The sequence below is a fragment of the Mesorhizobium sp. P170090 genome, from assembly GCF_057786115.1.
The window spans coordinates 2,683,445-2,695,436 of sequence record NZ_JBYNWH010000001.1 but is presented as its reverse complement, the minus strand read 5'-3'; the positions used below and the strand labels follow the sequence as shown (position 1 = coordinate 2,695,436).

General features: G+C 64.0%; 16 protein-coding genes. 9 read left to right on the top strand and 7 right to left on the bottom strand.

Going from position 1 to position 11,992, the window contains the following annotated elements:
* Window positions 1–83: 83 nt before the first annotated feature.
* Complete coding sequence (locus AC3EML_RS12695; RefSeq protein ID WP_023668471.1) at window positions 84–1,100, bottom strand: polyprenyl synthetase family protein; 1,017 nt, start codon at window positions 1,098–1,100, stop codon at window positions 84–86.
* 221 nt (window positions 1,101–1,321) lie between these two features.
* On the opposite strand from AC3EML_RS12695, the gene AC3EML_RS12690 reads away from it, so the two are divergent.
* The 7 genes from AC3EML_RS12690 to AC3EML_RS12660 all read left to right on the top strand — a co-directional run bounded on the left by AC3EML_RS12690 (window position 1,322) and on the right by AC3EML_RS12660 (window position 5,595).
* Complete coding sequence (locus tag AC3EML_RS12690) at window positions 1,322–1,546, top strand: putative signal transducing protein (RefSeq protein ID WP_488505225.1); 225 nt, start codon at window positions 1,322–1,324, stop codon at window positions 1,544–1,546.
* The gene (locus AC3EML_RS12685; RefSeq protein WP_023684372.1) at window positions 1,546–2,340 is read left to right on the top strand and encodes a tRNA1(Val) (adenine(37)-N6)-methyltransferase; all 795 of its coding nucleotides are present in this window, start codon (window positions 1,546–1,548) and stop codon (window positions 2,338–2,340) included. Before AC3EML_RS12690 ends, AC3EML_RS12685 begins: the two co-directional genes overlap by 1 nt.
* Window positions 2,341–2,460: 120 nt before the next feature.
* Entirely contained in the window at window positions 2,461–3,318 is an 858-nt protein-coding gene (locus AC3EML_RS12680) for a S49 family peptidase (RefSeq protein WP_023668474.1), read from the top strand.
* 72 nt (window positions 3,319–3,390) lie between these two features.
* A complete protein-coding gene (locus AC3EML_RS12675) occupies window positions 3,391–3,576 on the top strand; it encodes a membrane protein (RefSeq protein WP_023668475.1) in 186 nt (61 codons plus the stop codon).
* Window positions 3,577–3,602: 26 nt separating this feature from the next.
* Window positions 3,603–4,496, top strand: coding sequence for a 4-(cytidine 5'-diphospho)-2-C-methyl-D-erythritol kinase (locus tag AC3EML_RS12670; protein ID WP_352521271.1), 894 nt, complete (start codon window positions 3,603–3,605; stop codon window positions 4,494–4,496).
* A complete protein-coding gene (gene moaB / locus AC3EML_RS12665; protein ID WP_023726394.1) occupies window positions 4,483–5,037 on the top strand; it encodes a molybdenum cofactor biosynthesis protein B in 555 nt (184 codons plus the stop codon). The genes AC3EML_RS12670 and moaB overlap by 14 nt, the downstream gene beginning before the upstream one ends.
* Window positions 5,038–5,163: 126 nt before the next feature.
* Window positions 5,164–5,595, top strand: coding sequence for a GFA family protein (locus tag AC3EML_RS12660; RefSeq protein WP_023687107.1), 432 nt, complete (start codon window positions 5,164–5,166; stop codon window positions 5,593–5,595).
* Here the strand turns inward: AC3EML_RS12660 and AC3EML_RS12655 are convergent.
* Window positions 5,585–6,559 (bottom strand): hypothetical protein, encoded by a 975-nt coding sequence (locus AC3EML_RS12655; RefSeq protein WP_023687106.1) that lies wholly within the window; start codon window positions 6,557–6,559, stop codon window positions 5,585–5,587. The genes AC3EML_RS12660 and AC3EML_RS12655 overlap by 11 nt on opposite strands.
* 252 nt (window positions 6,560–6,811) lie before the next feature.
* Window positions 6,812–7,315 (bottom strand): glycosyltransferase, encoded by a 504-nt coding sequence (locus AC3EML_RS12650; protein ID WP_023684377.1) that lies wholly within the window; start codon window positions 7,313–7,315, stop codon window positions 6,812–6,814.
* A 150-nt stretch (window positions 7,316–7,465) separates the two neighbouring features.
* Here AC3EML_RS12650 and AC3EML_RS12645 point away from each other — a divergent pair, with 150 nt between their 5' ends.
* Together AC3EML_RS12645 and rnhB are read left to right on the top strand one after the other, a co-directional pair.
* Entirely contained in the window at window positions 7,466–8,620 is a 1,155-nt protein-coding gene (locus AC3EML_RS12645) for a PA0069 family radical SAM protein (protein WP_460221947.1), read from the top strand.
* Window positions 8,621–8,774: 154 nt separating this feature from the next.
* Window positions 8,775–9,470 (top strand): ribonuclease HII, encoded by a 696-nt coding sequence (gene rnhB, locus AC3EML_RS12640; protein ID WP_023747565.1) that lies wholly within the window; start codon window positions 8,775–8,777, stop codon window positions 9,468–9,470.
* Window positions 9,471–9,720: 250 nt separating this feature from the next.
* Here the strand turns inward: rnhB and AC3EML_RS12635 are convergent, their stop codons facing one another.
* The 4 genes from AC3EML_RS12635 to AC3EML_RS12620 form a co-directional block, all read right to left on the bottom strand.
* Complete coding sequence (locus AC3EML_RS12635; RefSeq protein ID WP_023668483.1) at window positions 9,721–10,212, bottom strand: F0F1 ATP synthase subunit B; 492 nt, start codon at window positions 10,210–10,212, stop codon at window positions 9,721–9,723.
* Window positions 10,213–10,222: 10 nt separating this feature from the next.
* Complete coding sequence (locus AC3EML_RS12630) at window positions 10,223–10,822, bottom strand: F0F1 ATP synthase subunit B (protein ID WP_023684380.1); 600 nt, start codon at window positions 10,820–10,822, stop codon at window positions 10,223–10,225.
* 92 nt (window positions 10,823–10,914) lie between these two features.
* Window positions 10,915–11,139, bottom strand: a complete 225-nt coding sequence (locus tag AC3EML_RS12625; protein WP_006206606.1) for a F0F1 ATP synthase subunit C — start codon at window positions 11,137–11,139, stop codon at window positions 10,915–10,917.
* A gap of 65 nt (window positions 11,140–11,204) precedes the next feature.
* Window positions 11,205–11,963 (bottom strand): F0F1 ATP synthase subunit A, encoded by a 759-nt coding sequence (locus AC3EML_RS12620; RefSeq protein ID WP_023696586.1) that lies wholly within the window; start codon window positions 11,961–11,963, stop codon window positions 11,205–11,207.
* Window positions 11,964–11,992: the final 29 nt, after the last annotated feature.

Genomic DNA, 11,992 nt, shown 5'->3' with positions numbered 1-11,992 from the left:
TATAGATAATTTGCACTGCTGCCGATTGTCGAGCGGTGATTGCCCGATTTTGCGTGCAAACTTGCTTTGGCGCCAGGCGCGGGTCAGTTCACCCGGCTGATGCAGAAGTCGATGACGTCGATCAGCGCCGATTTCTGCGGCGTCGCTTCCAGCGGCGCCAGCGCGTCGCGGGCGATCTCGCCGAAATGGCGGGCCCGTCCGATGGTGTCGGCAATGGCGCCATGGCGGGTCATCAGGCCGATCGCCTTTTCCAGGCCGGCATCGTCGGTGACATTGTCCTCGATGGCGCGCTTCCAGAAGGTGCGCTCGGCCTTGGTGCCGCGCCGGTAGGCGAGGATGACCGGCAGCGTCACCTTGCCTTCGCGGAAATCGTCGCCGACATTCTTGCCCAGCTCCTGGCTGGAGCCGCCGTAATCCAGCGCATCGTCGATGAGCTGGAAGGCAAGGCCGAGATTCATGCCGTAGGAGCGCAATGCGGCGCGATCGTTGCGCGTCGCCGATGCGATGACCGGACCGACCTCGGCGGCAGCCGAGAACAGCGCCGCGGTCTTGGCCTTGATGACGGCGAAATGCTCGTCCTCGGTGGTATCCAGGTTCTTGGCTGCCGCCAGCTGCATCACCTCGCCCTCGGCGATGATCGAGGCGGCGCTGGACAGGATGTCGAGCGCTTCCAGCGAACCGACATCGACCATCATGCGAAAAGCCTGGCCGAGCAGGAAATCGCCGACCAGCACGCTCGCCTGGTTGCCCCAGATCATGCGGGCAGTCTTTTTGCCGCGCCGCATGCCGCTCTCGTCGACGACGTCGTCATGGAGCAGCGTGGCGGTGTGCATGAACTCGACCGCGGTGGCGAGCTTGACGTGGCCCTCGCCGGAATAGCCGAACATCTGGGCCGCCGCGAGCGTCAGCATGGGACGCAGCCTTTTGCCGCCCGACGAGATCAGATGATTGGCGACCTCCGGGATCATCTCGACGTCGGAGCCGGCCTTGGACAGGATCAGTTTGTTGACGCGCCCCATATCGGCTGCTGTCAGGTCGATGAGATCCTTGATGGAGGCGGGTTCCCGCTTCCCGTTTTCGATGTTGAGAACGACACCCACCAACAAACACTCCCGTCTTTGATCACGCGTGCGACGGCACCCTGGTCCCGCCTGGGACTCTAGGGCGGCACATACGGGCACGGCAAGAGGCGAATTGGCGCGGCTGCGGTGACGGCGTGTCAACCTTAGCGACCGCATGCCGTTGCCCGAAAACCGCTCCACACTTTTCGGCGCCATGCTCCAGCGTTTACATCAACGCTGCAACCTGCGAACTTCGTCCGATGATAGAACTCGTGCGCACCAACGATGCCGTGATCATCTCCTTTGTCGAATTGCTGATGCGCGATGCCGGGATTGCCTGCTTCGTCGCCGACCAGAACATGAGCATTCTCGAAGGGTCGATCGGTCTTTTGCAGAAGCGCGTGATGGTCGATGCCGACCAGGCCGATCAGGCGCGGCGCATCTTGAAAGACGCCGGCATCGAGAACGAAATCCGCCTGACATAATGGCTGAAGCGAGCGCGCTTACCAGCGATACGCCGGCCCACACGGTCGATGCCTTCCATCGCGGCCGCTTCTGGCTTGTCCAGCCCAGGACAGGGCATCGCGCCGGGATGGATGCCATGATGCTGGCGGCAGCAGTTTCATCCGGCTTTTCTGGACGCCTCGCCGATTTCGGCGCCGGCGCCGGTGCGGCGGGTCTCGCCGTGCTGTCGCGCTGCCCAGAGGCGCAGGTCGTGCTCGTCGAACGGTCGGCCGAGATGGCAGGCTTCGCCACAACCACGCTCGCCCATCCCGGCAATGCGCATCTCGGCAATCGCGCCTCGGTGCTGACCGCCGACGTCACGCTGTCAGGCCGGGCGCGGACGCAAGCCGGCCTCGCCGACAATTCCTTCGATTTCGTCATCATGAACCCGCCCTTCAACGCGGCGCAAGACCGCGCCACGCCAGATCCGCTGCGGCGGCAGGCGCATGTCATGGACGACGGGCTGTTCGAAAGCTGGATCCGGAGTGCGGCTGCCGTCGCCAAGCCGCGCGGGGGCCTGGCCGTCATTGCGCGGCCGGAACAGCTTGGCGACCTCCTCCATGCGCTGTCGGGCCGCTTCGGCGACGCCGAGATGCTGGCCGTGCATCCGCGCCCGGAAGCAGCCGCAATCCGCATTGTCGTCAGGGCAGCGCTCGGCGCGCGCGGCAAGCTGTCGATCCGCCCGCCTTTGATGCTGCATGGGCAAACGGGCGACGGCCCGTCGGAACGAACCGAGATGATCAACAACGGACTGGCATCGCTGTTTGGCGATTGATTTGGGCCCGTCAGTGTCGTTGCCGCAAAACCGGCACACAGTTGGCTGAGATGGATTGCAGCATTGCCGTTGACCGGCAAATCCCTACATGCGTTGAAGCCATTTGGAGACAGCCACCTCGTGAAACGCCTTTTCAACCGCCTGCTGCCGAAATCCTGGCGATCCAGCGTCGTCACCATTCCCGTCATCAGGCTGCATGGCACCATCATGGCCGGCGGCGGCCCGTTCCGGCCGAGCCTCTCCTTGGCGTCCACCGCCGCCCTCATCGAAAAGGCGTTCCTGTTCGATGCGCCCGCCGTCGCCATTTCGATCAATTCGCCTGGCGGCTCGCCGGTGCAGTCGCGGCTGATCTTCAAGCGCATCCGCGACCTCGCGGTCGAGAAGAACAAGAAGGTGCTGGTCTTCGTCGAGGATGTGGCGGCCTCGGGCGGCTACATGATCGCGGTCGCCGGCGACGAGATCTTTGCCGATCCGTCCTCCATCGTCGGTTCGATTGGTGTCGTCTCGGCCTCGTTCGGCTTTCCCGAGTTGATGAAGAAGATCGGTGTCGAGCGCCGTGTCCACACCGCCGGCCAGAACAAGGCGGTGCTCGACCCGTTCAAGCCGGAGAAGAGGGAAGACGTCGAGCGCCTGAAGGCGCTGCAGCTGGAAGTGCACGAGACCTTCATCGACCTGGTCAGGGAACGCCGTGGCACCAAGCTGAAGGACGATCCGGACCTGTTCACCGGCCTGTTCTGGACCGGCAAGAAAGGGCTGGAGCTTGGCCTCGTCGATGCGTTGAGCGACATGCGCACGGTACTGAAAACCCGCTTCGGCGCGAAAACCCAGCTCAGGCTGGTCACCGCGCCGCGTGGCCTGTTTGGCCGCATCGGCCTGTTCGGCTCGAACTTTTCAGCGCCCGATATTGCCGCCGCCGCCGCAAGCGGCGTGATCGATGCGGCGGAAGAGCGCGCATTGTGGGCGCGCTTCGGGCTTTGAAAAAGCGGGGAAAGCGTCTAGCATAAGCGCTTGACAGTCTGCCTTGCCGCCTTGCGAGGGAGGAGCTTTGAAATGCCACAGATCATTTTCTTCGCAGTTGTCGGCGCCGCCGCTTATTTCGGCTACCGCACTTTCGTCCGCGAGGCCGAACGTGTGACCGCCAAGGTGCGGCGCACCGAAAAGCAGGCAGCCAACGGCACCAACGGCACGCTGGTCCAGGATCCCAAGACCGGCGAATACCGCTTGGCCAAGGACTGAGCATCATCCCGTCAGCAGCCGACAGTTTGGATGCCGCAGCCCGGACGTGGCTTGCGCCCGCCAAGATAAATCTGGCGCTGCACGTCACCGGCAGGCGCGCCGACGGGTATCATCTGCTTGAGAGCCTGGTCGTTTTCACCCGCTTCGGCGATAGGGTCGAGATCGAGCCTGCCGACGCCGACCGGTTCTCCGTATCGGGCCGTTACGCGACTTCCGTGCCGATCGACGACAGCAATCTGGTGGTGAAGGCGCGCGAGGCGCTGCGCAGGCAGGCCGGCCAGCAGAGCACGGCGCCGGTTGCCATCCGGCTGGAAAAGAACCTGCCGGTCGCATCCGGGGTCGGCGGCGGCTCGAGCGACGCGGCGGCGGTATTGCAGGGTCTTGTCCGGACCTGGGGGCTCGACATCGGTGAGGCCGAACTGAGCCGGATCGGTCTCACGCTCGGCGCCGACGTGCCGATGTGTCTTGCGGCAAAACCGCTGGTTGCGCGTGGCGTCGGCGACGAGCTGTCGCTGGTGCCGGATTTTCCGGCGCTCGCTTTGGTGCTGGTCAATCCCGGCGTCGCCGTCTCGACGCCCGATGTGTTCAATGCACTTGAAAAACGCGACAATGAAGGACTGCCGCCGCTGCCGCGCGGTTTCGATTTCCACGGCGTCCGCAATTGGCTGGAGATCACCCGCAACGATCTTGAGGAACCGGCGCAAGCAATACAGCCGCCCATCGGCAGAGCGCTTTCCCTGCTGAACAGGGCCGGATCTGGATTCTCGCGCATGTCGGGCTCCGGCGCGACATGCTTCGGGCTGTTCGAGACCGGCAATGTCGCCAAGCGCGCCGCCGCCGAGATCCGCAGCCGCGAACCGGAGTGGTTTGTCGCCGCGACACGAAGCATCGCTTCAGAGGGGGCCGATGACCAAAATTGACGAAAGCCGCCTGTTCATCCCGGTGCGCATCGCGGTGCTGACGGTGTCCGATACGCGCAGCCTTGCCGACGACAAATCCGGCCAGACGCTGGCTGATCGCATCGCCGAGGCCGGCCATGTCCTGGCCGCGCGCGACATCGTCACCGACGACCGGGAGAAAATCCGCGACAAGGTGCTGGGCTGGTCGCGCGACGAAGACATCGATGTCGTCATCACCACCGGCGGCACCGGTTTTACCGGCCGCGACGTGACGCCGGAGGCGCTGGAGCCGATCTTCGAGAAGCGCATGGATGGCTTTTCCGAAGTGTTCCACCGCATTTCCTACGACAAGATCGGCACCTCGACAGTGCAGAGCCGAGCGACGGGCGGCGTCGTCAACGCCACCTTCGTCTTCGTGCTGCCGGGCTCGCCCGGCGCCTGCAAGGACGCCTGGGACGGCATCCTGAAACCGCAGCTCGACTACCGCCACATGCCCTGCAACTTCGTCGAGATCATGCCGCGCCTGGACGAGCATTTGCGGCGCGGCAAGGCCGCCTCGTAAACCAAGGCAAAGTGCCGGCCAAGTGCTGCCTTTGTCAGGCAGAATGGCGGCTGCGCCTTCGAGAGGTCATTTCCTCCGGGTCGTCGGGCGGATAGTCTGTCGCCAAGTCAAGACGGAAGAGATCCAATGAGCGCGCACCGCGGCGGCTGCCATTGCGGCAACATCCACCTGACCTTCGAAACGGGAATCGAGCCGGCCGAGGTGGAGATCCGCGCCTGCCAGTGCGCGTTCTGCGTCCGGCATGGTTCGCGCGCCGCTGCCGATCCGCAGGGCCGATTGATCGTCTCGGTCGAGGACGAGGCGCGGCTGCACCGATACCGGTTCGGATTGCGCACCGCCGATTATCTCATCTGCCGGGACTGCGGCGTCTATGTCGCTGCTGTGACCACCGACGGCGAACCGAGAGCGATCGTCATCGTCAATGCGCTGGATCACCGGCCGCGGTTCAACCGCGAGCCGGTCCCAATGGACTATGATGCCGAGAACAAAGAGGGTCGCATTGCCCGGCGGCAAGCGCGCTGGATGCCGGTCGAGATCCGCTCCGGCGTCAGCGGATGACCGGCTCGCCGTGGAAGCGGCGGCGCGAGGGCGGCGAGACGCCGAAGCCGACCTCCATCATCAGCCGTGGCGTGGTGGACGGCACGGTGCCCATGTGGAAGCCGAACGGGTCCTCGACGAAGCCGAGGCCGGCCTCGCCGGTCAGCGTGACCGGGCTGTCGTCGCCATAGACCTTGAGCACGTCTTGCGCCGGATGGCCGACCAGCAGCGTCAGCTGGTGCTTGAGACTGCGCCTGTTGTGGCTGCCTTTGACATAGACATGCGGACCGGTGCCGGCATCGCAGGGTTTCAGATAGAAGAAGAATTTCAGCATCCGCCAGTCGTCGAGATCGAAATGATATTTGCCGAGCGAGGCAAGGTTCTTGTCGGCGTCGGAAGCCTCGCCGGTCGGAAAGCTCCACCAGACACGCGTGGTGATCAGCTTTGCCTGCCCGCCCAGATAGTGCTGGGCGATGTCGAGCAGCAGCGGGTCGTTCTGGATGGCGAGTGCCGCCTTGCAGCCGAGGATGCGCTCGAAATAGTGGCCGCTGAGCAAAGAGCGGCCGAACCGCTTCTCGGCTTCTGCGTGTTCTCCGGGCATGAATTCGAGCCGGCGGTCGAAATTGCCGAAGCACGGCGTGCTCTGAGCAAAGCTGGCGATCTCTTCGTGGATTGCCTGCGGAAGGACCAGTCCGGAGAACAGGCCATCGGTGCGCAGCGCCGCGACGATCGACTTGAGGTCGACGCCCCTGAACATCGTCGCTCCGGCACTCTGCGCGGGGCGCGCGGCTTTGGCGCCAAGCCAGTGCAGCTTGCGCGCCGGCATGGTGCGGGCAAGCACGAACATCGGCAGCCATGCGGGATTTTCGCGCAGGTCGGACAGATAGGTCGGGATACGCACCGCAATGCGGCGGAGCAGGCTGCCGTTGCGGGCAATGGCTTCCAGACTGGGGGCGCCGGATTTGTCAGGGGACGAAAGGTTCATCGGGGTCCTCAGATATGAACGGCAGCAACGACGACGCGGCGCTTGCTTACCGCTCCGGCACTACCCAAACCCCGATATCCCGCATCAACGGAATGCTAATCCCGCGTCAGCTTTTGTGCAATGCACAATAGCTTTTTGCGGCGAAAAAGAGGGATGGTGCTGCGACCGTGCCAATGCGGATGAGACGCCGACGCTGCCCCTCATCCGCCCTTCGGGCACCCTTCTCCCTGGGAACGGGAAAAGGGAGAAACATCACTTCTTCGGCGCCAGCCAGATTTCGGCGTCGAGCCGCCTGGTGGCGAGACCGCGCGCAAGGGCTTCGGCGCTGTGCGCGTTCTTCGACAGGGCAGCGGCCTGGCGCTTGCTGATGACCAGCCCTTCGGCCAGCGCCCGGTTGCCCGAAAACACCCGTGACAGGAACGGCGTGCGGCTGCCGCGCGCACGGGAAAAGCGCGCCGGCATGGTTTGCCGCGCCGTGTGAGCGACAACGTCGTCGATCCAGCCCTCCGCCAGCCTTGCGCCGGGTTCCAGAAACAGCAGCCAGTCACCCTTCGCCTGCCTGATTCCCGCGGCAATGCCGCCGGCCACGAAGTGGCAGCCGGCATGATCGGCAACCCGATGCGTCTGGTCGGTCGAGCCGGTGTCGCAGACGATGACATCGCGCACCACGCCCTCGACCGCGCCGCCGATCAACGAGGCGAGCGTGCGGGCAAGGCCTTCTTCGTCATCCCGGGTTTCGATGAGAACGCTGAGCATTTTTAGCCGAATAGCGGAAAGCCCGGCGCAGCGCCAGTTTTGCATGGCCCAACGAAAAAGTTCTTGCTTTGTTCTCATCAGCGAAATAGGATTATTTTCATGAACAGAGCGATTCGACAGCCAGCCGACAGTCCTTGGGAAAGGGCCAAAATGGAACATATCGTGCGTGCGGACATTGCTGCTTTCGGAGCAGGGCGAGCCGAGATGGCCAATGCGATGATCGAACAGAGCGGCATGCGCGTCCGTCCGGATCGCAACCGCGGCCGTTCCGCGGGCATCAACCCGTCCGGCCGGTTCGAGCCGGTCAGCCGGCATGTGTTCGACGACGGCTGGAATTCGCTGGAGGAATTGCCGCCGTTCAAGACCGAAGTGCAGGTCGAGAAGCCGCGCACCATCATCACCCGCAACGAATCGCCCGACATTTCCTTCGACCGCTCGATCAACCCCTATCGCGGCTGCGAGCATGGCTGCGTCTATTGTTTCGCCCGGCCGACGCATTCCTTCATGGGCCTGTCGCCGGGGCTGGATTTCGAAGCGAAGCTGTTTGCCAAGCCGGATGCGGCGCGGCTGCTCGACAAGGAACTGTCGAAGGATGGCTATCAGCCGCGCACCATCGCGATCGGCACCAACACCGATCCCTACCAGCCGATCGAGAAACAATACCGGATCATGCGCGAGATCCTCGAAGTGCTGGAGGCGCGCGGCCATCCGGTCGGCATCGTCACCAAATCCCATCTGGTGACGCGCGACATCGACATCTTGTCGCGCATGGCCGAACGGGGCTTGGCCAAGGTGGCGCTGTCGGTGACAACGATGGACCGCATGCTGGCGCGCACCATGGAGCCACGCGCGTCGACGCCGACCAAGCGGCTTGAGGCGATCCGGCAGCTTTCCGATGCCGGCATCCCGGCTTCTGTCATGGTGGCGCCGATCATTCCCGGCCTGACCGACCAGGAGATGGAGCGCATCCTCAATTCGGCACGCGCCGCAGGCGCCCGCGAGGCCGGCTATGTGATCCTGCGCCTGCCGCTCGAGGTGGCGCCGATCTTCAAGGACTGGCTGCTGCGCCACTATCCCGACCGCTACCGGCACGTGATGTCGCTGATCCGTTCGATGCGCGACGGCAAGGACTATGATTCGGAATGGGGCAAGCGGATGAAAGGCGCCGGCCCCTATGCCTGGCAGATCGGCCGGCGCTTCGAGATCACGGCCAAGCGGCTCGGCCTCAACGCCGAGCGGCGCACGCTCCGAACCGACCAGTTTGTCGCCGCCGCCAAGGCGACCGAGCAGCTGATGCTGCTCTGAGAGTAGCGCCTGCCCTGCCCTCGTGGCTGTCAGGCGACCCAAGAATCCCGTCCGGCCTGTCCCCCGGCCTGCAGACGGTGCCCTCCCGGTCTTGCCCCACTCGACCCTGGAGGGACTTGCGGAGAATCGGAGCCGATGCGAACCTCGCCGCAACATGGCTCGCGCACGTTCCGATTCTCCGCTTCTTTTCGAAATCGTCGAAAAGCCCGACTTCTCCTTCGAGACGAAGGCGATGGCGGAAGGCCTGTGGCCGGTGGCAGGCATGGACGAGGCCGGCCGCGGTCCGCTGGCCGGGCCGGTGGTGGCGGCGGCGGTGATCCTCGATCCCGCCAACATTCCCGACGGGCTAGACGATTCCAAACGGCTCAACCATTTGCAACGCGAGGCGCTGTTCCTGAAAATCCTGGGGTCAGCGCTCGGCGTGTCGATGGCCTCGGTCAGCGCCGAAGGCATTGACGGCAGCAACATCCTCAAGGCCAGCCTGGAAGCCATGCGCCGCGCCCTTGCCGGCCTGCCGATCCAGGCGAAGCTGGCGCTGGCCGATGGCCGCGATGTGCCGCCGGGCCTCCTCTGCGAAGGCCGCGCGCTGATCAAGGGCGACCAGCGCTCGCAATCGATCGCCGCCGCCTCGATCGTCGCCAAGGTGATGCGCGACCGCATGATGTGCGGCTGCGGCAGCCATCACGAGCGCTACGGGTTCGAGGTCCATATGGGCTACGCCACCGTGCGGCACCGCACCGCGATCGAAGCGCATGGGCCGGTGGCAAGGCTGCACCGGGCATCATTCGCGCCGTTCAGGCTGGGTGGGGTTGAGGTGGTTGAGGAAGAGAGCTTCGCCGGGTTGGAGTAATGGTAATCTCCCCCCTTGAGGGGGAGATGGCCGGCAGGCCAGAGGGGGTCGCGCGCGTGAAGTGCTAGCCCTTCTTGGTCGCAGAAAGAGCGTCGCGCCTGGTCGAACGGACCCCCTCTGTCGCCTTTGGCGACATCTCCCCTCGAGGGGGGAGATCAGGCGCACCACCGCCTTCGCCAATCTCCGTCGCCGCTCAACAAAAAAGCCGCCAGGTTGCCCGGGCGGCTTGATGTCAGCGAGTTATCCCCGCTCAGTTCAGCCTGGCCTTCACGTCCTGCAGCGCGGACTTGAAAAGATCCGCGCCGGCCTTGGCGTCGATCTTGCCGGCGAGCAGCGTGCGGGCCGCCTCGACGGCGATGTCGACGGCGCTGGCGCGCACTTCGGCGACGGCTTCGCGCTCTGCCTGGCCGATCTTCTGCTCGGCAAGCGCAGTGCGGCGGGTGACATAGTCTTCGGTCTTCTTGTGCGCCTCGGCGGCAAGCATGTCGGCCTCGCGCTTGGCGGCAGCGACGATGGCTGCGGCCTCCTGCTCGGCTTCCTTGCGCTTCTTCTGGTACTGTCCGAGCAATTGCTGGGCCTCTTCGCGCAACCGGCGGGCTTCCGCAAGCTCGTCGCTGATCTTGGTCGCGCGGGCGTCGAGCGACTTGGCGATCAGGCCCGGCACCTTGATGTAAACGGCAACGCCGAGGAAAATGACGAGGGCAACCGTTGCCCAGAGCGTTGCGAGAGATGTGGCGTCCATAATGTGCTCCTCACCGGGCCACGGATTTGACCGCAGCCGAGATCTCGGCCTTGCTGGTCTTGCCGCCGACAAGCGCATCGACGATGGCTGAAGCGGTGTCCTCGGCAATCGTGCCGACTTCCTTCATGGCGTTGGCCTTGATGGAAGCAATGCTGGCCTCCGCCTCGCCGAGCTTCTTGTCGAGGGCGGCCTCGACCTTCTTGCGGGCAGCCTCGGCTTCAGCCTTGGCAGCGTCGTTGGCCTGCTGGCCGATCGCGTTGGCCTTGGCCTTGGCTTCCGCCAGTTCCTGCTCGTAAGCGGCAACGGCGGCGTCGGCCTCGCCCTTCAGCTTGGCGGCCTGGTCGAGGTCCTGCGTGATGCGATCGCTGCGGACGTCGATGATGCCGCCAAGGCGCGGCATCACCACCTTCTTCAGGAACAAATAGAACAGCCCGAACGTGATCGCCAGCCACAGAAGCTGGGACGGAAACGTCGCCGGATCGAATGGCGGGAACGTGCCGTGCGCCTCGGCAGGCACGCCGGTGCCGGAATGCGTGTCGCCTTCCGTACCGGTGTGGGCGCCTTCAGCGGCGGGTGCGGACTCTTGCGCAAACGCAGATGTCACGAACATGGACTATCCCCTGATATCAGGCATGGCCGCAGGAATGCGGCCAGCCAATTCTTCCCAATGCTCGTCCGACCGATAATTGGCCGAACAGGGGCTCAGCCGAACAGGGCGAGAAGCGCGATGAGAAGCGAGAAAATGCCCAGAGCTTCGGTCACGGCGAAGCCGAAAATCAGGCGGCCGAACTGGCCATCGGCGGCCGACGGATTGCGCAGGGCGCCCGCCAGGTAGCTGCCGAAGATGTTGCCGAGGCCAATGCCCGCGCCGCCCATGCCCAGGCAAGCGATACCGGCGCCGATGTACTTTGCTGCTTCTGCGTCCATTTTAAACTCCTTTGGATCTGTAATTCGTTGCAATTCCATCCGGGGAAAGATGCCGGAAATTCTATCTAGTGCGAAGGATGCAGCGCATCATTCAGGTACATGCAGGTGAGCACGGCGAACACATATGCCTGCAAGAGCGCCACGAGCAACTCCAGCGCGGTCAGCGCCACAGCCATCGCCAGCGGCAGGATCGATCCCGCAACGCCGAGCGCGCCGAGCGCACTCAGGCTGACCACAAACCCGGAAAACACCTTCAGGGTAATGTGGCCGGCGAGCATATTGGCGAACAGACGAACCGATAGGCTGACCGGACGCGAGACAAAGGAAATCACCTCGATCGGAACGACAAGCACCATCATCAGGATGGGCACGCCCTTCGGCACGAAAAGCTTGAGGAAGCCCAGACCGTGCTTCATGAAGCCATAGACGATGACGGTTCCGATCACTAGCGCGGCCAGGCCGAAGGTGACGATGATGTGGCTGGTGATGGTGAAGAAATAAGGAAAAAGGCCAAGCAGATTGGCAACAAGCACGAACATGAACAGCGAGAACACTAAGGGAAAGAACTTCATACCTTGGGTTCCGGCTGCATCGCGCAACATGTTCGCGACGAACTCGTAGGCCATTTCCGAAACCGACTGCAGGCGGCCGGGAACAAGGCTGCGGCTTGCGGTCGAGAGGTAAAGAAACGCCGATGCAATGGCCACGGTCGCGACCATGAACAGAGCCGAATTGGTGAAGGACAGGTCATAGCCGCCGATATTGATCGGAATCAGCTTGACGATATGGAACTGGTGGATCGGATCGACCTTGTCAGCAGCCATTTACATCCCCGTCAAAACCGCGAGCGGCC

Excerpts from the sequence above, each read along its gene's own strand:
- AC3EML_RS12660 (WP_023687107.1), top strand. The coding sequence starts at position 5,164 with ATGAGCGCGCACCGCGGCGGCTGCCATTGCGGCAACATCCACCTGACC.
- AC3EML_RS12645 (WP_460221947.1), top strand. The coding sequence starts at position 7,466 with ATGGAACATATCGTGCGTGCGGACATTGCTGCTTTCGGAGCAGGGCGA.
- AC3EML_RS12635 (WP_023668483.1), bottom strand. The coding sequence starts at position 10,212 with ATGGACGCCACATCTCTCGCAACGCTCTGGGCAACGGTTGCCCTCGTC.
- AC3EML_RS12625 (WP_006206606.1), bottom strand. The coding sequence starts at position 11,139 with ATGGACGCAGAAGCAGCAAAGTACATCGGCGCCGGTATCGCTTGCCTG.
- AC3EML_RS12650 (WP_023684377.1), bottom strand. The coding sequence starts at position 7,315 with ATGCTCAGCGTTCTCATCGAAACCCGGGATGACGAAGAAGGCCTTGCC.
- rnhB (WP_023747565.1), top strand. The coding sequence starts at position 8,775 with ATGGCTCGCGCACGTTCCGATTCTCCGCTTCTTTTCGAAATCGTCGAA.
- AC3EML_RS12655 (WP_023687106.1), bottom strand. The coding sequence starts at position 6,559 with ATGAACCTTTCGTCCCCTGACAAATCCGGCGCCCCCAGTCTGGAAGCC.
- AC3EML_RS12690 (WP_488505225.1), top strand. The coding sequence starts at position 1,322 with ATGATAGAACTCGTGCGCACCAACGATGCCGTGATCATCTCCTTTGTC.
- AC3EML_RS12685 (WP_023684372.1), top strand. The coding sequence starts at position 1,546 with ATGGCTGAAGCGAGCGCGCTTACCAGCGATACGCCGGCCCACACGGTC.
- AC3EML_RS12675 (WP_023668475.1), top strand. The coding sequence starts at position 3,391 with ATGCCACAGATCATTTTCTTCGCAGTTGTCGGCGCCGCCGCTTATTTC.
- AC3EML_RS12620 (WP_023696586.1), bottom strand. The coding sequence starts at position 11,963 with ATGGCTGCTGACAAGGTCGATCCGATCCACCAGTTCCATATCGTCAAG.
- moaB (WP_023726394.1), top strand. The coding sequence starts at position 4,483 with ATGACCAAAATTGACGAAAGCCGCCTGTTCATCCCGGTGCGCATCGCG.
- AC3EML_RS12630 (WP_023684380.1), bottom strand. The coding sequence starts at position 10,822 with ATGTTCGTGACATCTGCGTTTGCGCAAGAGTCCGCACCCGCCGCTGAA.